Source organism: Bacillus sp. J14TS2, from assembly GCF_018333015.1.
Taxonomy (GTDB): Bacteria; Bacillota; Bacilli; order Bacillales; family Bacillaceae_C; genus Lederbergia.
Genome location: NZ_BORE01000004.1, coordinates 51,064 through 69,289, shown reverse-complemented (window position 1 = coordinate 69,289; position 18,226 = coordinate 51,064). Strand labels below are relative to the sequence as shown.

Below are 18,226 nucleotides of genomic sequence, written 5' to 3'. Positions count from 1 at the left end.
GGAGATTAATGGTGATTAGCAGATTCGCCATTTGCGATTTCGTTCAATATAAAATGGTAGTTCAATAAAAAAGTGAAATATCCCAAAAAAGTAGTTACAAGAAAATCTTGTATTATCCAACTCGGTGAATGCCCGGGGGTTTATCTTACGGCGAGGAGGGAGAATTTTTGAAAGAGCGTCATCTCCAATTTATATTAAAGCTTAGTATTGTGTTACTCATTTTTCTAACTCTTTATTGCTTCCTATTGATCAAACCAGTATGGATACCTTTATTAAGAGCGATAATGATTGGAGTGATGCCTTTTTTATTAAGTGGATTTATCGCTTATCTTCTGCATCCGATTATTATTCGTTTAGAGAAGTTCGGTGTCAATAGAACATTAGCAATTACGATTATTTATGTGGTCTTTTTTGTAGGAATGGGTTATGGGCTTTATGCTGGAATTCCAATGTTTATTCGCCAACTTCGAGATTTTTCAGACCAGCTCCCGATTTTTATCGGACAATACCGAGACTGGATTCACCATCTTGAAGTATCAACATCTCATTTTCCCGACGGCATTCAAGATCAAATTGATGATAAGATTGACGCGTTAGAGAATTGGTTCAATCATTGGATTGAAAAAAGCATTAATTCTCTTGTTAAGTTAATCGACCATCTTGTGATCATAGCGGTCATTCCGTTTATTTCCTTTTATATGCTCAAAGACATTTCGTTATTAAAAAGAGCCGCGTGGTACATAGCACCAAAAAAATGGCGTGGAAATGGACAGAAATTTCTCGAGGCGGTAAATGAATCATTGGGTGGATATATTCGCGGTCAAATTTTAGTGTGTGCTTTAGTCACTATCTTATCGGCTATCACCTTGGTCATTTTAAAAGTAGATTATCCAATTATGTTAGGAATTTTTATCGGCGTTACGAATATTATTCCTTATTTTGGATCTATTATTGGCTTAGTGCCCACAGTGGCAATCGCTTTATTAACTTCACCCAAATTAGCGATTATTACCACGATCGCGATGCTGATTATTCAATTTTTAGAAGCGAATGTTTTATCACCATTTATTGTTGGGAAATCCCTTCATATGCATCCGCTATTTATTATGGCAGCCTTAGTTGTTGGAGGGGAGGTCTTTGGAGTGATAGGAATGATATTATCCATCCCCATTTTGGCTGTAATAAAGATCGCGATTGTTCATTCTAGGGACTATTTAATAAAAACTAGACAGTCATAGATTGACAAATCATGCTTCTCTTTCTATAATGCGATTATAGGTAAGGTTGAACGGCTAAAATCGCGCCGTTCTGACCAACATCCTGTTGGCCTAAGTTAATAAATGGAACTTGATGAAGGATCTAGTTGTTAAAAAAGGACGGATACTAGAGAGGAATTTCCAAGGCTGAAAGAAATTCTATTCGGAACATTAACAACACGCCAATCCTGAGAGCAGCTAATTCCTGCCGTTTGCTACGTTAAAGCACTGAGAGAGTTAACGCTTTTTTAGTTGACTCATCAGGGTGGTACCGTGAATATAGCTTCGCCCCTGCATAGGGGCGGGGCTTTTTTTGTTTGAAAAGCAAAGGATGGCTAGATGTTTTACCAGATCCTGCAAGTGAGCGCAAATTTTTTTAAGGAGTGAAAGAGATGAAACAATTAACAGGAGCAGAAATTAGGCAAATGTATTTGGACTTTTTTCAGGAAAAAGGCCATAAAATCGAACCGAGTGCATCTTTAATACCTCAAGATGATCCAACATTATTATGGATTAACAGCGGAGTTGCCACTTTAAAGAAATATTTTGATGGCCGGGTAAAACCTGAGAATCCTCGTATTGTCAATGCGCAAAAATCAATTCGCACAAACGATATTGAGAATGTAGGGAAAACAGCAAGACATCATACTTTTTTTGAAATGCTCGGTAATTTCTCGATCGGTGATTATTTTAAAGAAGAAGCGATAGAATGGGCATGGGAATTCCTAACAGATCCGAAATGGATTGGTTTCGAGGGTGAAAAATTATCAGTGACAATCCATCCTGAGGATGATGAGGCTTTTGCCCTTTGGCATGAGAAAATTGGTTTACCGGAAAAGCGAATTATTCGCTTAGAGGAAAATTTTTGGGATATTGGAGAAGGCCCAAGCGGTCCTAATACGGAGATTTTCTATGATCGAGGTCCTGAGTATGGCGATGATCCAAATGACCCCGAACTTTATCCAGGAGGAGAAAATGAACGTTATTTAGAGATTTGGAATTTAGTTTTTTCCCAGTTTAACCATAATCCTGATGGAACATATACGCCTTTACCAAAGAAAAACATTGATACAGGGATGGGCTTGGAAAGGATGACGTCTGTTATTCAAAATGCTCCAACCAACTTTGACACAGACCTATTTTTGCCGATTATTCGTGCAACAGAGAAGATTTCTGGTCAAACCTATGAGGCAGCAACAGGAACAGCCTTTAAAGTCATTGCGGATCATATTCGTACAGTAAGCTTTGCGATTGCCGATGGGGCTTTACCTTCCAATGAAGGCCGTGGTTATGTATTACGCCGTTTATTGAGAAGGGCTGTACGATATGCTAAACAAATTCAAATTGAAAAACCGTTTATGTATCAATTAGTCCCGACCGTTGCAGATATTATGAAGGATTACTATCCAAATGTTATAGAGAAAACGGATTTTATTCAAAAAGTGATGAAGAATGAAGAGGATCGTTTTCATGAGACATTACATGATGGATTAGAGATTTTATCTGCTATGATCCGTCAGGCTAAGAAGGAAGGTAAGACAGTGCTTGAAGGGGCAGATGTATTTAAGCTGTATGATACGTATGGTTTCCCTGTAGAATTAACGGAGGAGTATGCTGAAGAAGAACAAATGGGCATTGATCACTCAGGTTTTGAAAAGGCCATGGAGCAGCAGAGGGAAAGGGCCAGATCTGCTCGTGAAGATTCAGCATCAATGCATATTCAAGGCGGCGTACTAGGTGATATCAATGTAAAAAGTGAATTTATCGGCTATGGACAGTTAAGTGTGGAAACGAAAGTCCAAGCGATTGTAAAGGATGGAAAGCTAGTAGTATCTGCAGCTACCGGAGATGAAGTGGAGTTTATTCTTGAAAAGACACCTTTTTATGCGGAAAGTGGTGGTCAAGTTGCGGATCATGGGCAGTTAACCAGCGGGGATTTACTCGTACAAGTAACAGAAGTTCAGAAGGCGCCAAATGGGCAAAATCTTCATAAAGCAAAGGTGGAGGCAGGAGTATTGAAGGAAGGCATGGCAGTATATGCTCAAGTAGACGAAACGAAGCGTCGTCATACTGAAAAAAATCATACGGTTACTCATTTACTGCATCAAGCTTTAAAAGATGTTCTTGGGCAACATGTAAACCAAGCAGGTTCTTATGTTGGCCCCGATCGGCTTCGTTTTGACTTTTCTCATTTTGGGCAAATAAAACCAGACGAATTAGCAGAAATTGAACATATTGTGAATGAGAAGATCTGGGCATCATTACCTGTCACGATTGAAACGATGGCGATTGACCAGGCGAAAGAAAAAGGAGCCATGGCTTTATTTGGTGAGAAATATGGTGAAGTGGTTCGCGTTGTCTCTATTAGTGATTATAGTCTTGAATTATGTGGTGGATGTCATGTCAAAAATAGTGCTTCCATTGGCTTTTTCAAAATTCTTTCTGAGAGTGGAATTGGGGCTGGAACACGAAGAATTGAGGCTGTAACGGGTCAGGCTGCCTATGAACTCGTCAATAGCGAATTAAAGAAGCTTGATACGTTAGCAGAACGTCTGAAAACAAAACCAACAAATCTCGTTCAGAGAGTGGAATCCCTGTTAAATGAATTAAAAGAAGTTCACCGTGAAAATGAATCTTTATCAGCCAAAATGGCGAATCAAGAAGCAGGGGAAATACTCGATCAAGTCGAAATGATTCAAGGTGTTAAAGTTCTGGTGAGTCAAGTTCATTCAACGGACATGAATACATTAAGAACAACAGTTGACGATTTAAAACAAAAAATAACTTCAGGTATCATTGTTTTGGCTTCAAGTCATAACGGAAAAGTGAATATTATCTCAGCAGTTACGAAGGATTTAACTGAAAAATATCATGCCGGCAAATTAGTAAAGGAAGTTGCAGCTATTTGTGGCGGCGGCGGCGGCGGTCGTCCAGATATGGCTCAGGCTGGAGGGAAAAACCCCGAAAAATTGGAAGAAGCGTTAAACTATGTCAAGGATTGGGTGAAATCCGTTTGATTCCAAGTCGAAATCATGTACAATAAAGGTAATGTTTAACAATTGGGCATATCTTTAAGAGGATGTTCAAAAAGTCCAGTGAAAAATATGTCGGCAGATGGTGTTTGATGTCAGTGTCGTAGCCGACTTGCTCCTTTTTGAACATCACTTTTACGATATGTCTTAAGAGAGGTGTTATATATTGAGCTCTTTTGATAAAACAATGCGATTTGATTTTCATGAGGATCCGATGGAGCGGGAAGTAAAAGAGGTTTTATTACAGGTATATGGAGCTCTTCAAGAAAAGGGATATCACCCGATAAACCAAATCGTTGGTTACCTACTTTCCGGGGATCCAGCCTATATTCCACGTCATCAGGATGCACGGAATATGATGCGAAAGCTAGAAAGAGATGAAATCATTGAAGAGCTGGTTAAATCGTATTTAAAGCAGCATCGAGAGGAATAATATATGCGAATCATGGGTTTAGATGTAGGATCCAAGACAGTTGGTGTAGCGATCAGTGATGAAATGGGATGGACGGCCCAGGGGATCGAGACCATCCCAATTGATGAAGAACAAAAGCATTTTGGTTTGAAGCGAATTAAACAAATCATTGACGAATACGCTGTAGAAAAAATTGTCGTTGGTTTCCCGAAAAATATGAATAATACGGTTGGTCCAAGAGGGGAAGCTTCCAAATCCTATGCAGAAAAATTAGAGACGCAATTTCAATTACCAGTTTTATTATGGGATGAGCGTTTAAGTACAATGGCGGCGGAACGCGTATTACTTGAAGCAGATGTAAGTCGAAAGAAAAGAAAAAAGGTTATCGATAAAATGGCCGCTAGTATGATTTTACAGGGCTATTTAGATAGCCAACAATAATGAGGTGAAGATATGGAAAACGGAGATAAATTTATTACAGTTGTAGATGAAGAGGGAAATGAACAGTTACATGAAATTTTATTCACCTTTGATTCGGAAGAATTCAATAAATCGTACGTATTGTACTTCCCAGCAGGAGCGGAAGAAGATGAGCAGGAAGATATCGAAATTCATGCGTCTGCTTACAACCAAAATAATGAGAGTGATGGTGGAAATCTTCAACCCATTGAAACAGAAGAAGAATGGGATATGATTGAAGAAATGCTAAATACTTTTCTGGCTGAAGAAGAGGAATAACAGAACAATCTTCTGAATAATGAAAGAGATGGACCTAGCTCATAATAAAAGCTAGGTCCATCTCTTTTATCCCGCATTAACAGGCAGTATCTCCCTTTTATACTTCGGTTTTTAATGTTATATTTCATTTTACGAGTAAATTAGACATTTTTTATAGTATAATGAACAGGAAAAATATAGAGTAGCTTTTTTGCTTCATAAGGGGGATTGTACGTGGCGGGTAAAAGTCGCGAGAAAAACAATAAATTATCCAAAAAGACGATCATTAAAAATAATTTGATTGAGAGAGGAAATGAGGCGAGAACCATTAGGAGAATTGTAGCCATTATCGCCCTGATTTTAGTATTGGCTGCGGGGGGAGTCTTCTTGGGGGGATATATATATATTGAATCATCATTGAAACCACTTGATCCTGATAATCAAAAGCAAAAAGAAGTTGAAGTCCCTATTGGATCCTCCACGAGCTCGATTGGACAATTATTAGAAGAAAAGAAAATTATTAAAAATGGAACGATTTTCAAATATTATGTAAAATTTAATAACATTTCTGGATTCCAAGCGGGAAATTACAAATTTTCTCCTTCTATGACATTAGCGGAAATTACGGATGCACTGCAAACCGGGAAATTAGTCAGCAAAGAAGTATTTAAAATCACTGTGCCTGAAGGTTTTCAACTAGAGCAAATTGCAGAAGTAATGGCTAAACAAACGGATTATTCAGCAAAGGAGATTATGGAAAAATTAGACGATCCTAAAACAGTGGATGAATTTGCGGAAAAATATCCGGAAATTATTACAGATGATATGAAAGCTGATGCAATTAAGCATCCATTTGAAGGATACCTCTATCCTGCAACATATTCTTTTTATGAGGAAAAGCCATCATTAGATGCGATTATTGATCCAATGATAAAGCAAACGCAAATTGTATTAGCGAACTATAACGAAGCGCTTTCTGAGAAAAAAATGAGTGTTCATGAATTGTTGACGATGGCATCTTTAATTGAAAAAGAAGCCACAGCTAAAGCCGATCGCAAAAAGATTTCAAGCGTCTTTGTAAATCGTATAGAGGAAGATATGCCTTTACAAACAGATCCAACAATTGCTTATGCCTTAGGGGAACATCAAGTAAGGACAATGTATGAAGATCTGCAAGTAGATTCTCCTTACAATACGTATGTGCATAAAGGATTAACGCCAGGCCCCATTGCAAATGCTGGTAAGGAGTCGATCGAAGCTGTTTTGAACCCTGCTGATACCGATTATCTTTACTTCCTAGCAGAATATGGGACAGGGGATGTGTATTTCGCAAAAACATTGGAAGAGCATAATGCTTTAAAGAAAAAACATATAACAGATAAAAGGAAGGAAGCTTCGGAGTGATAGATGAATCGGTAAGAAATTATCTCCACTCTCTTATGGGTACTCGTCCAAGTATTTTTTATGAGATGGAGCAATATGCCAAAGATGAACATGTACCTATTATGGATTTAGCCGGTATAGAAGTAATGTTACACATGATGAAGCTCCAAAAACCGAAACGTATTTTGGAGATCGGCACAGCTATTGGATATTCCGCTCTTAGAATGGCAGAGGCTTTAGCGGATAGCCAGATCGTCACCATAGAAATCGACGAATCAAAGGTGGAAAGAGCTCAATACTATATCCAGCAAGCTGGTTTTGAAGAAAGAATCAACATCATTCATGGAAATGCATTAGATGTTTTTGAAACTGTGAGCATATACGGTCCCTTTGATACTATATTTATTGATGCTGCGAAGGGACAATATAAAAAATTCTTTGAAATGTACAGCGATTTACTGGCACCATCAGGATGTGTTTATATTGATAATGTTTTATTCAGAGGATTAGTAGCAGATCCAACTATTGGGGAAAATAAAAGATTGACAATAATAGCAGAAAAGCTGGAAAATTTTAATCAATGGCTAATGAGCCAAGATGAATTTGAAACGGTTATTCTCCCAGTTGGGGATGGCTTGGCAGTGAGTCGGAAAGTATAAATATTGATATTCATTTGTAATTGTGTAAAGATAAGCCTATCTTGAACAAAAGTTATTTTTGTAATAATATAGCATAGATACTATATATACATGTACTCACATGAAGAACATGCGCGCCTCTAAATAGGCGCGTTATCATGTATACATTCAATATTTAATATATAGAGGTTTTAAACAGATAAGGAGTGAAGGGAATGGCTGTCGAAAAGGTTTACCCAATGACAGAAGAAGGTAAAGAAAAACTTGAACAAGAACTAGAAGAATTAAAAACGGTTAAAAGAAAAGAAGTTGTGGAACGTATTAAAATTGCTCGTAGTTTTGGAGATCTATCTGAGAACTCGGAATACGATTCTGCAAAAGAAGAACAAGCTTTTGTAGAGGGACGTATCACAACTTTAGAAAATATGATCCGTAATGCGAAAATCATTGAGGATGATGATCTGAATTCAGATACGGTCACATTAGGGAAAACGGTCACATTTATTGAACTTCCTGATGGTGACGAGGAAACGTATACGATTGTTGGAAGTGCGGAAGCAGATCCGTTTGAAGGGAAAATATCAAACGATTCTCCAATCGCGAAAAGTTTATTGGGGCATAAGGTAGATCAAGAAGTGAATGTGCAAACACCTGGTGGAGAAATGAAAGTACGACTTGTTTCAATTCAATAAAGAATAAAGAGGGAGCTTCTCAAAAGTCAGTCAATGGACTTTTGGGAGGCTCCTTCTTCAATAGTTCTTGGTCTAGTGATGGAAGCTGCAATTTACCCTTTATTTTCCAGCTGTAGGTTGATTAATTGTTAAAAAGGCTACACTGTTCTTGAGGTGGTTGCATGAGCAAGAAACGTGTTGTCTTTTTATCAATCAGTATTTTATTAGGATTAGGACTATTATTAGGAAGATTAATGCAAATTCAATTATTTCAAACCGAACATTTTTCGAAACATGAGGTTAATCTTTTTGAAGAAAGTGTGAAGCAAAGGACACAGCAAGTATTCATTGATGATGGACGCGGGCTGTTTTTAGATTCAAAGGATAAGCCACTTTCACATCGTGAAGAGATGGTTCTGGTGTTATTCCCTTTTTTAAAAGGGATTGAGTGGGATCAAAACGGAGTAGCTGAAATTTTACAAGTTCCATCAAAACAGTTAGCAGCGAAAATAGAGGATGCTGCATCTCCTTTTATTTATGGGGAATTAACCGAGTTACAAGCTAATAAGATCAACGAATTAAATATTCCTGGAGTTGTTTCCTTAAAACGAAAATGGATTCCCGATACATTACCGGCAGCCCAACTTATTGGTGTAGTTGGTGAAAATAATGAGAAACTTAAAGAAAGATATCCGGATAAAAACATCAGTGATTTAAAAATAGGAGTTACCGGCTTACAAGCGCAATTCGATGAGTTTTTATTACCTGATACACCGACAAAGTTAATTTTTCATGTGGATGCAATAGGGAACCCTTTGTTTGGCGTTGATGTCAAATATACAGGTGAGAATAATCCGTATTATCCCCTTAATGTGAAAACAACGATTGATCGAACGATACAAGAAAAGATGGAATCGCTACTAGATCAATATGAAGTTGAGAATGGTGGGGCTATTTTATTGGATATCGAAGCAGGTACAGTGATTGCGGATGCATCTCGTCCTGTTCTTAACAGTCAAAGCCCTTTTGATGATAAAGGGGTGGTCAATCAAATGTTTGAAGCGCAGATTCCGGGATCCGTTTTTAAAACAGTTGTGGCTACAGCGGCATTTGAAGAAGGATTAATAACGAATTCGGACCATTTTGATTGTAACCTCGATATTAGGGGCAATAGTGCTAAGCGCCAATTAGGTGAGTTGAATATAGAAGATAGCTTTGCGCGTAGTTGCAATCGCACATTTGCAGAAGTTGCTAATAAGATTCAGGACAAGGACCCCCATTTATTAGAAGCTTATGCCGAAAAATTAGGTTTAATTGGATCTCAGAGCTGGGAAGGTGATGTTTTTTATCTAAATGACTTCAAACAATTTACAGCTTCAACAGGAAGAATATTTTTGCAAAATCATGATCAAGTTGACCATAATTTTATTTCGCAAACTGGAATCGGCCAGCATGAGGTTCGTGTCTCGCCAATTGGAGTTGCCAATATGATGGCGACGATTGCAAGGGGAGGGAAAGGGAAATCGATTAGGATTGCATCCGAGATACAATATGCGGACGGAAGCTCAATGTTTGAATTTCCTGCGCAGGATAAAAAAGACGTATCGATTTCAACTGCTACTGCACAAAAAATGCAGCAATTACTTCGAAAAGTTGTGACAGATCCAGAAGGAACGGGTGCTTATTTTCAAAATCTCCCTTATGATGTAGCAGGGAAGAGCGGTACAGCACAAACGGGTATGCAAGCTGAGGATGAGCAGTTGTATAACAAATGGTTTGCTGGTTATTTTCCTTTTGAAAATCCCAAATACGTTCTTGTGACGGTTAATTTAGGGGTGAAAGATGATCAAGGCTCAGTAACAAGTCTTTATGCTGATTTAGTTGAGATGATCCATGAGGAGGAGAAATAGAATAGCAAATAAGAGAAAATTTAATTCACGTTTTTTCCTGTCCATGATATGATAAAGACAATGGAAATGGGGTGGATTATATGCCAGATAAATTTAATCGGATCAATTCACGTTATGAACAACGTGCAAAGCGAAGGAAAACAAATATTGTACTAAATACATTGATTGCGATCGTAGTCATTCTTATTCTGATAGTGGGTGGCAATATTTTCCTAACAGATAGTAAGACAGAGAAAGAAATGAAAGAGGCAGCTAAAACAGAAGCACAAACAAAGGAAAATCAACAATCAGATGATAAGCAAGACAAAACAGATAAAGCAGGAGAAGAAGAAGATGCGGATGAAGAGAAAGAAACGGATGAGAATGCAGAGGACGAAGAGGTAATTGAAGAAGATAGTGATGAAGCAAATGTTGATAAAGTGATCAATGATCCTTCATGGAAGCCAGTTGGCACAGAACAATCAGGTGATCATCAATATTCTTCAGAAATGGGATCGACAGATTGGAATGAAAAAGAGAAGGCTGCTGCCTATGCCATTGGAATCTCCCCAGACAGTATGACAAATTGGTGGACTAGAAAAGGCGACGATACAGGAAGTCAAGCTGTTATGACAGTATCTGAATCAAGTAAGCCAAATGAAGCTTATCGGGTCTATCTTGAATGGGTTGATGGCGAGGGTTGGAAACCGACAGAAGTGAAGAAGTTAATCGAAAACGATAAAGGTCAAGAATAGGAATGGGGTATGCAGCATGGTCATCTCAATCATCGGTGCAATGGAGGAAGAAGTTTCGATATTAAGAAAGCAAATGGTCGATATAAAAACAGAGATTGTTGCTAATTGTGAGTTTACAGTTGGGAAAATAGAGGACAAGCAAGTAATCTTATTGAAATCTGGCATTGGAAAAGTCAATGCAGCAATGTCAACATCGATATTATTGGAAAGATTCAAACCAGATATTGTAATTAATACTGGTTCGGCTGGTGGTTATCACCCTGACTTAAATATTGGAGATTTAGTGATCTCAACAGAGGTTCGCCATCATGATGTTGATGCCACTATTTTTGGGTATGAATATGGTCAAGTTCCACAAATGCCACCAGCTTTTAAGGCAGATCCTTTTCTTGTAGAGAAGGCGGTAAGAGCCGCTGAGAAAATTGACGAGATTCAGACAGTAGAAGGACTGATTGCAACAGGTGATTCATTTATGAATGACCCTGAAAGAGTGGAGTTTGTTCGTCAACAATTTCAGGATCTTTATGCGGTTGAGATGGAAGGAGCTGCGATTGCACAAGTAGCATGGCAATTTGATGTTCCTTTCGTCGTCATCCGATCTTTATCTGATATAGCGGGAAAAGATTCCAATATTTCATTTGATCAATTCCTTGAGACTGCTGCTGTTCATTCCGCTCAGCTTGTAGTAGAAATGATCAAGGAAATATCCTGAAAATGCAAAGAGGGCAGGGCAATCAATGTCACTTTGGTTGCCCTGTTGTTGTGAAAATTATGATTCTTTATAAAGGTATTCATCAATCATCTCCCTGCGTTTTTTTGAGTTTTTCTCTCTCTGCCCTATAAAATTCATGGAACATTTTCATCAACGCTCGTTTTTCAATTCGTGATACATAACTTCTTGATATTCCTAACTCCTTTGCAATTTCTCTCTGTGTTCTTTCTTTTTTTAAGTTTAGTCCAAAGCGGCCGACAATCACTTCTTTTTCCCTATCATCCAAAACATCAATATATTTTTTAACTCGTTCCAATTCCATATTTAATTGAATGGTGTCAAATACATCCTCCAGTTCTGACTTTAAAACATCGATCAAGGAAATTTCATTCCCTTCTTTGTCATGACCAATTGGATCGTGTAATGACACATCTTTTTTTGTCTTTTTTAATGCCCGTAGATGCATCAAGATTTCATTCTCAATACATCTGGCAGCATAAGTAGCCAACTTGGTCCCCTTACCGAAGGAATAACTTTCAATTGCTTTAATCAATCCGATTGTTCCGATAGAAATTAGATCTTCGGCATCTTCACCAGTATTTTCAAACTTTTTTACGATATGGGCAACAAGCCGTAAATTATGTTCAATTAAAAGGTTACGTGCTGTTTCATCTCCTTCAGCCATTTGTTCTAAGTAGAGTTTTTCTTTTTCTGGGGATAAAGGTTGTGGAAAAGCGTTATTTTTTACATATGAAACAAGGAACATTAGCTCTTTGAATAAATACCCAATTGCCGCTAGTATCCCGGACAAATCCTCACCTCCATCTCCGCTTTCGCCTATATCTCATGTATATGAGTCCACTTGAATAGTTTTGCTTGTCCAGGCTAAAAACTTGAAGAACCTCTAAAATTATGAAAAATAGGATAAGTCTTTTATAATGAATTGGAAGACAAGGTTGAGGAGGAATCATATTGAGAAGTCATTATGAAGAGATTTGGGACTTAGATGTTTTTTTCGAAGGGGGAAGTGAATCACCCCAATTTGCCAAACATTTACAAAGCTTACATTCACAATTGAACCAATTTAAAGATCGTGTTGAACATTGGACAATTCCGACAAGCAACAATGATACATCGCTTTTGGAATTATTAGCAACTATGCAAACTGTCGCTGATAATATGGGACAGGCAGGAGCATTTGTCAGTTGTTTGCAAGCCCAAAATTTAAACGATGCAAAGGCAAATGAATTGCGTGGAATCGTCACAACATTACGTGCCCAATTTGAAACGCTTCTGACCGTATTCGATGAAAAAATATCCATGATCGAAGAAAATATTTGGCTAAGCTTATTAAAAAGGCCTGATTTTCAAGAAATCACATTCGTATTGAATGAAAAAAGACAACAGGCATCTGAAAAGTTACCACAAGAACAGGAAGCCCTTATCCATGCTTTAAGTGTGGATGGCTATCATGGGTGGGGAGAACTATATGATACAATTGTTGGCAAAATAAAGATTCCTTTTGGAGAAAATGGAGAAATAACGGAGCTATCTGTTGGGCAAGCTGCCAATAAATTCTCGTCTCCTGATCCACAAGTACGTCAACAAATATTTACTGCTTGGGAAGAATCATGGGAGCAAGAATCTGATGTATTGGCGGATACATTAAATCATCTTGCTGGTTTTCGATTATCTGTTTACCACCAAAGACAATGGGATGATTTTTTGAAAGAAGCTCTAACGTATAATCGGATGAGTGAAGAGACCCTAAATGTAATGTGGGGGACGATTTCTGCTCATAAACAACCATTTGTAGAATTTCTTCAACGTAAAGCAGAGATTCTAGGTGTTGAACAGCTAAGTTGGCAAGATTTAGATGCACCGATTGGGAAATCCAATAAAACATATAGCTATCAAGAAGGCGCAGATTTTATTTTAAAGCATTTTAGTGAATTTGGAGATAAATTACCTCAGTTTACGGAAAAGGCTTTTGCAGAGCGATGGATTGAAGCAGAGGACCGACCAGGCAAACGGCCGGGAGGATTCTGTACGTCTTTCCCAAATAGTCAGCAATCAAGAATTTTTATGACCTATTCTGGAACACCAGGGAATGTCTCAACCCTTGCTCATGAATTAGGTCATGCATTTCATTCTTATGTGCTAGAAGAAGTGAATCCTGCTAATCGTGACTATGCGATGAATGTGGCTGAAACAGCCTCAACATTTGCGGAAATGATTGTTGCCGATGCATCGGTGAAAGAAGCGCAAAATGATGATGAAAAGCTTGCCCTCTTGGAAGATAAAATTCAACGATCTGTTGCCCTATTAATGAATATTCACGCTCGTTTTTTATTTGAAACACGTTTCTATGAGGAACGTAAAAATGGAATCGTGAATAAAAACCGTCTAAATGAGTTGATGACAGAGGCACAAAAAGAGGCTTACGGCGATGCTCTAAAAGAATATCATCCGCAATTTTGGGCCTCAAAATTACATTTCTTTATCACAGACGTACCATTTTATAATTTCCCTTATACTTTTGGTTATCTATTTTCACTTGGCATTTACGCCAAAGCGTTAAAAGAAGGGAAAAGCTATGAACAGAACTATATCTCGCTTCTCCAGGATACAGGTGCCATGACAGTAGAAGAACTCGCGAAAAAACATCTAGATGTCGATTTAACCAAAAAAGACTTCTGGGAACAAGGCATCCAACTGTGCATCCAAGACGTAAAAGAATTTATGAAGATGACAAGAAAAGCGTAAGCGCCTGTTCAGCGACGTACAAATTTAAAGGATTTAGACGAGATAAAGGAAACACGATGAGGACAGAGGACGAATCGATGTTGACTTATCGTAGGAGGAAGCCGTAAATTTGCTAGTCGCTAGGCGCTGTAGCTAGACAAGAAAAGCGTAAGCGCCTGTTCAGCGACGTACAAATTTAAAGGATTTAGACGAGATAAAGGAAACACGATGAGGACAGAGGACGAATCGATGTTGACTTATCGTAGGAGGAAGCCGTAAATTTGCTAGTCGCTAGGCGCTGTAGCTAGACAAGAAAAGCGTAAGCGCCTGTTCAGCGACGTCCTGTCGCTTCGTCTGCACTCGTACATCCTGTGCGTCACAACGCCGTTCAGATCAACATCCTGTTGGTTTAAATTAAGCCGGTCAACTCTTTCGAGGTGAACCGGCTTATATTAAACCTTTTTTATTGTAAAAGTACTAATCATCATGATGGATAAAAGAAGGCTAATAAGAATAAAAGAGTGCGATGGTAGGTAAGGAATAGTAAGGTAGCTCAATGTAAGCAAACATCCGGCGGCTGTGATAGGGAGTCCCGTAAAATGCCCCTCATTTTCCGTAATATTAAATCTAGCAAGTCTAAAAGCTCCACAAGCAATATAGAAAACAGTAAAAAATATTCCTGGAAAACCAAACAGATGAAGAATTCCCTGATATAATAACAATGCAGGAGCGACCCCAAATGAAATAATATCACTCATTGAGTCCAGTTGTTTTCCTAAATCAGATTCAATATGAAACTTTCGGGCAGTCATTCCATCGAATCGATCAGCCAATGCAGCAATAAATATGAAGAGTAAGCCTAAATGATATTGACCGTTGATACAGGCTATAATGGCAAAACCACCTAATCCTAAATTGATAAGTGTTAAAAAATTTGCAGCATTTGCTTTCAACAACCGAACTGTCATATCCATTACATTGATTAACATTACAGCACCTCCTTTTAATTACAGGTCTTCTTTATAATTATAAAACTTTCCAACGAAAATGTTAACAAAATTATTTACCGGAGGAATATATTTTGAAAGAGCTATTATACCGAGCTATGATTAGAGCGACAAATGGTCCGATTTTTTCAAAGACCCTTTCACGATTTGCACAATCGAATATAAGTCGACCCCTTATTAAGCCTTATGCAAAAATTTTCCGAATCAATTTGGATGAAATGGCCGGTCAATGGAGCTCCTATCCGAATTTACATACATTTTTTACACGGAGGTTGAAAGCGGGTGTCCGCTCAATCAATGAACAATTTGATACGGTCGTGAGTCCAGTCGATGGTGTGATTAAAGAGATGGGGACGGTTGATTTAAATCAAGATATCATGGTAAAAGGGAAAAGATATTCCATCGCGGAAATGCTTGGTGGAAAGGAGCAAGCCCAGGAATTTGTAGAAGGAACGTATATGATCATTTATTTAAGTCCGTCCCATTATCATAGAATACATTCTCCATTATTAGTGGAAAAAATGGATCAATACAGCCTTGGCGACAGGTCTTTCCCTGTAAATGCATTAGGTTTAAAATACGGGAAGGATACTTTAGCGAGCAATTACCGAATCATAACATTATTACAGCACGAAGATGTTCGTTTGGGGATGATAAAAGTTGGAGCGATGATGATCAATTCGGTACAGGTGACAAATCACAATGAGACTTGGAAAAAAGGGGAAGAAATTGCCTACTTCTCTTTTGGTTCGACAGTTATATTATTGTTTCCAAAAGCAACCTTTGAATCACTATTACAACAAGACCTGCCTCTTCCTGTGAAATACGGGGAGCCAATTGGGAAAATAAAAACAAAGCGCCATAAATTAAGATAGAGACGCTTCGTACGAATCAAGTTCATTTTCGTTAGTTTAAAGTTACTTTTTCCGTATACTCTTCTAGTGATCGCCGGTGGAGCTCCAATTCAATTAGCTGAATAAAGTCGTAACTCAATTCGAGTTCTTTTGCTTTATAATAAGATTCAATCAATAGTTCGTCTGATAGCTTATTCATCAGCTTCACCTCCAGCAATTTTAATTCAACATGCATTCATAAAATAATAGGTTGTCTAAACGTTATTGTTACTTTAACAAAATTAAATCGTTGGAACAAGTGTTCCTTTATCCACAGGTGGAAGTGGATAACTTGTGGGCAACGTATGGATAAATCTGTTTAAGCTTGATATAACCACTATAATAAAGTGAATAAAGTTATCCACAGATTCGAGTTTGTTAGAAAATGTCGAAAAGTATTTGGTATTAACAAAAAAGGTGCGATTTTGTCAAAAGTTAGGTAAGATACATTTATATATTTTTTTAATAGAGGTGCAAATCATTGCTGAAAAAATTCTTGCCAGGAGAATATGTCAAAAGTATTTATCATATTTCTCCAAGCGTATTAAAAGAAAAAGGGGTCAAAGGGATTATCACAGACCTTGATAATACATTAGTTGAATGGGATCGACCGAATGCGACCCCACCATTGATTGAGTGGTTACATGACATGAAACAACATCAGATTAAAATTACCATTGTGTCTAATAATAATGAAGAACGAGTGCGGATTTTTTCTGATCCATTGGAAATACCTTTTATCTCTAAGGCGAGAAAGCCGCTACGTACGGCTTTTAAGAAGGCTATGCTAACGATGAATTTGAAAAAAGAAGAAACAGTCATTATTGGAGATCAATTGCTCACAGATATATTGGGTGGGAATCGCATGGGATTACACACAATTTTAGTGGTACCAGTTGCTAGCTCGGATGGTTTTTTTACTCAATTCAATCGTAAAATTGAACGTAAGATAATGGCGAATTTCAAGCGAAAAGGCTTGATTGATTGGGAGGAATCAAATTGAGTAATACCGAAGAATATATTTGTTATGGGTGCGGTGCCGTGATCCAGACTGTAGATCCTAAAGGGGTCGGTTACGCACCAAGTTCTTCACTAGAAAAAGAAGAAATTATCTGCCAAAGATGCTTTCGTTTAAGACATTATAATGAGGTTCAGGATGTATCTCTTACAGATCAAGACTTTTTGAATATCTTAAATCAGTTGGCGAAAACGGATAGCTTGATTGTCAAAATCGTTGATATCTTTGATTTTAATGGAAGTTGGCTTCCAGGACTTCATCGCTTTGTAGGAAAAAATCCGATTTTACTTATTGGCAATAAAGCGGATTTGCTTCCCAAATCAGTAAAAGCGAATAAAGTGATTCAATGGATGAAAAGTGAAGCAAAACAATTAGGGCTTAGACCGGTCGATGTTCTCCTGACAAGTGCGCAAAAAGGGTTTCATATTCAAGAGGTACTTGAGAAAATTGATCAGTATCGACAGGGAAAAGATGTATATGTTGTCGGTTGTACAAATGTAGGGAAGTCCACACTGATTAATCGAATTTTGCATGAAGCGGCGGAAGTGGAAAACCTAATTACGACTTCTCATTTCCCTGGGACAACATTAGATATGATCAAAATTCCTTTACAGGATGGCCAATCATTAATTGATACGCCAGGAATTATAAATCATCATCAAATTGCTCACTTTGTAGGGAAAAAGGATTTAAAAATGATCACACCGAAAAAAGAAATAAAATCAAGAGTATTTCAGTTAAATGAACAACAAACCTTGTTCTTTGGCGGATTAGCTCGACTAGACTATGAAAAAGGTGGACGTCGATCTCTTGTTTGTTATATGGGAAATGAACTCGATATTCATCGGACAAAATTAGAAAATGCTGATGCTTTATATGAAAATCATGTTGGAGACATGCTTCAACCACCACGAAAAAATGAACTTGAAGAATTCCCAGAGCTTATTCGTCATGATTTTACGATTCGTGAAGGTAAAACAGATATTGTCTTTTCGGGCCTCGGGTGGGTGACTGTGCCAGAAGCTGGAGCCAAAATCGCCGCCTATGTTCCGAAAGGCGTTAGTGTATTATTACGAAAATCGCTTATTTAATAGAGAG

At 37.9% G+C, this 18,226-nt stretch carries 18 protein-coding genes; 15 read left to right on the top strand and 3 right to left on the bottom strand.

Features of this window, described 5'->3' with window-relative positions; translation table 11 throughout:
- Positions 1 to 167: 167 nt before the first annotated feature.
- The 11 genes from KI375_RS07380 (at position 168) to mtnN (ending at position 11,465) form a co-directional block, all read left to right on the top strand.
- Positions 168 to 1,238 (top strand): AI-2E family transporter, encoded by a 1,071-nt coding sequence (locus KI375_RS07380; protein WP_212972867.1) that lies wholly within the window; start codon positions 168 to 170, stop codon positions 1,236 to 1,238.
- 410 nt (positions 1,239 to 1,648) lie between these two features.
- On the top strand, positions 1,649 to 4,273 hold the full coding sequence (gene alaS, locus KI375_RS07375) for an alanine--tRNA ligase (RefSeq protein ID WP_212972866.1): 2,625 nt from the start codon (positions 1,649 to 1,651) through the stop codon (positions 4,271 to 4,273).
- Positions 4,274 to 4,454: 181 nt separating this feature from the next.
- Positions 4,455 to 4,721 (top strand): IreB family regulatory phosphoprotein, encoded by a 267-nt coding sequence (locus KI375_RS07370; RefSeq protein ID WP_207451511.1) that lies wholly within the window; start codon positions 4,455 to 4,457, stop codon positions 4,719 to 4,721.
- Between the two features lie 3 nt (positions 4,722 to 4,724).
- Positions 4,725 to 5,141 carry a Holliday junction resolvase RuvX gene (ruvX, locus tag KI375_RS07365; RefSeq protein WP_212972865.1) on the top strand — a complete coding sequence of 139 codons (417 nt, stop codon included), beginning with the start codon at positions 4,725 to 4,727 and terminating at the stop codon, positions 5,139 to 5,141.
- 12 nt (positions 5,142 to 5,153) lie between these two features.
- Positions 5,154 to 5,438 carry a DUF1292 domain-containing protein gene (locus KI375_RS07360; RefSeq protein WP_207451509.1) on the top strand — a complete coding sequence of 95 codons (285 nt, stop codon included), beginning with the start codon at positions 5,154 to 5,156 and terminating at the stop codon, positions 5,436 to 5,438.
- Between the two features lie 213 nt (positions 5,439 to 5,651).
- Positions 5,652 to 6,821 carry an endolytic transglycosylase MltG gene (gene mltG / locus KI375_RS07355; protein WP_212972864.1) on the top strand — a complete coding sequence of 390 codons (1,170 nt, stop codon included), beginning with the start codon at positions 5,652 to 5,654 and terminating at the stop codon, positions 6,819 to 6,821.
- The gene (locus KI375_RS07350) at positions 6,818 to 7,459 is read left to right on the top strand and encodes an O-methyltransferase (RefSeq protein WP_306419790.1); all 642 of its coding nucleotides are present in this window, start codon (positions 6,818 to 6,820) and stop codon (positions 7,457 to 7,459) included. The genes mltG and KI375_RS07350 overlap by 4 nt, the downstream gene beginning before the upstream one ends.
- A gap of 194 nt (positions 7,460 to 7,653) precedes the next feature.
- Positions 7,654 to 8,130: a transcription elongation factor GreA gene (gene greA / locus KI375_RS07345; RefSeq protein WP_212972863.1), complete on the top strand. Its 477-nt coding sequence runs from the start codon at positions 7,654 to 7,656 to the stop codon at positions 8,128 to 8,130.
- Positions 8,131 to 8,291: 161 nt separating this feature from the next.
- The gene (locus tag KI375_RS07340; RefSeq protein ID WP_212972862.1) at positions 8,292 to 10,019 is read left to right on the top strand and encodes a penicillin-binding transpeptidase domain-containing protein; all 1,728 of its coding nucleotides are present in this window, start codon (positions 8,292 to 8,294) and stop codon (positions 10,017 to 10,019) included.
- 80 nt (positions 10,020 to 10,099) lie between these two features.
- Positions 10,100 to 10,753, top strand: coding sequence for a YrrS family protein (locus KI375_RS07335; protein WP_212972861.1), 654 nt, complete (start codon positions 10,100 to 10,102; stop codon positions 10,751 to 10,753).
- A 16-nt stretch (positions 10,754 to 10,769) separates the two neighbouring features.
- A complete protein-coding gene (gene mtnN, locus KI375_RS07330; protein WP_212972860.1) occupies positions 10,770 to 11,465 on the top strand; it encodes a 5'-methylthioadenosine/S-adenosylhomocysteine nucleosidase in 696 nt (231 codons plus the stop codon).
- Positions 11,466 to 11,547: 82 nt separating this feature from the next.
- On the opposite strand, the gene sigK is transcribed toward mtnN, so the two are convergent.
- The gene (sigK, locus tag KI375_RS07325) at positions 11,548 to 12,276 is read right to left on the bottom strand and encodes an RNA polymerase sporulation sigma factor SigK (protein ID WP_212972859.1); all 729 of its coding nucleotides are present in this window, start codon (positions 12,274 to 12,276) and stop codon (positions 11,548 to 11,550) included.
- Between the two features lie 158 nt (positions 12,277 to 12,434).
- Here sigK and KI375_RS07320 point away from each other — a divergent pair, with 158 nt between their 5' ends.
- Positions 12,435 to 14,231, top strand: coding sequence for a M3 family oligoendopeptidase (locus KI375_RS07320; RefSeq protein ID WP_212973162.1), 1,797 nt, complete (start codon positions 12,435 to 12,437; stop codon positions 14,229 to 14,231).
- A gap of 431 nt (positions 14,232 to 14,662) precedes the next feature.
- On the opposite strand, the gene pssA is transcribed toward KI375_RS07320, so the two are convergent.
- Positions 14,663 to 15,199 carry a CDP-diacylglycerol--serine O-phosphatidyltransferase gene (gene pssA / locus KI375_RS07315; protein ID WP_212972858.1) on the bottom strand — a complete coding sequence of 179 codons (537 nt, stop codon included), beginning with the start codon at positions 15,197 to 15,199 and terminating at the stop codon, positions 14,663 to 14,665.
- A gap of 92 nt (positions 15,200 to 15,291) precedes the next feature.
- Between pssA and KI375_RS07310 the strand changes: the two genes are divergently transcribed.
- On the top strand, positions 15,292 to 16,092 hold the full coding sequence (locus tag KI375_RS07310) for a phosphatidylserine decarboxylase (RefSeq protein ID WP_212972857.1): 801 nt from the start codon (positions 15,292 to 15,294) through the stop codon (positions 16,090 to 16,092).
- Between the two features lie 31 nt (positions 16,093 to 16,123).
- Here KI375_RS07310 and sda read toward each other — a convergent pair whose 3' ends face one another.
- A complete protein-coding gene (gene sda, locus KI375_RS07305; protein WP_207451493.1) occupies positions 16,124 to 16,270 on the bottom strand; it encodes a sporulation histidine kinase inhibitor Sda in 147 nt (48 codons plus the stop codon).
- A gap of 321 nt (positions 16,271 to 16,591) precedes the next feature.
- Between sda and KI375_RS07300 the strand changes: the two genes are divergently transcribed.
- Positions 16,592 to 17,113: a YqeG family HAD IIIA-type phosphatase gene (locus KI375_RS07300; protein ID WP_212972856.1), complete on the top strand. Its 522-nt coding sequence runs from the start codon at positions 16,592 to 16,594 to the stop codon at positions 17,111 to 17,113.
- Positions 17,110 to 18,219 carry a ribosome biogenesis GTPase YqeH gene (gene yqeH / locus KI375_RS07295; protein WP_244852399.1) on the top strand — a complete coding sequence of 370 codons (1,110 nt, stop codon included), beginning with the start codon at positions 17,110 to 17,112 and terminating at the stop codon, positions 18,217 to 18,219. The genes KI375_RS07300 and yqeH overlap by 4 nt, the downstream gene beginning before the upstream one ends.
- The last annotated feature ends 7 nt before the right edge of the window (positions 18,220 to 18,226 follow it).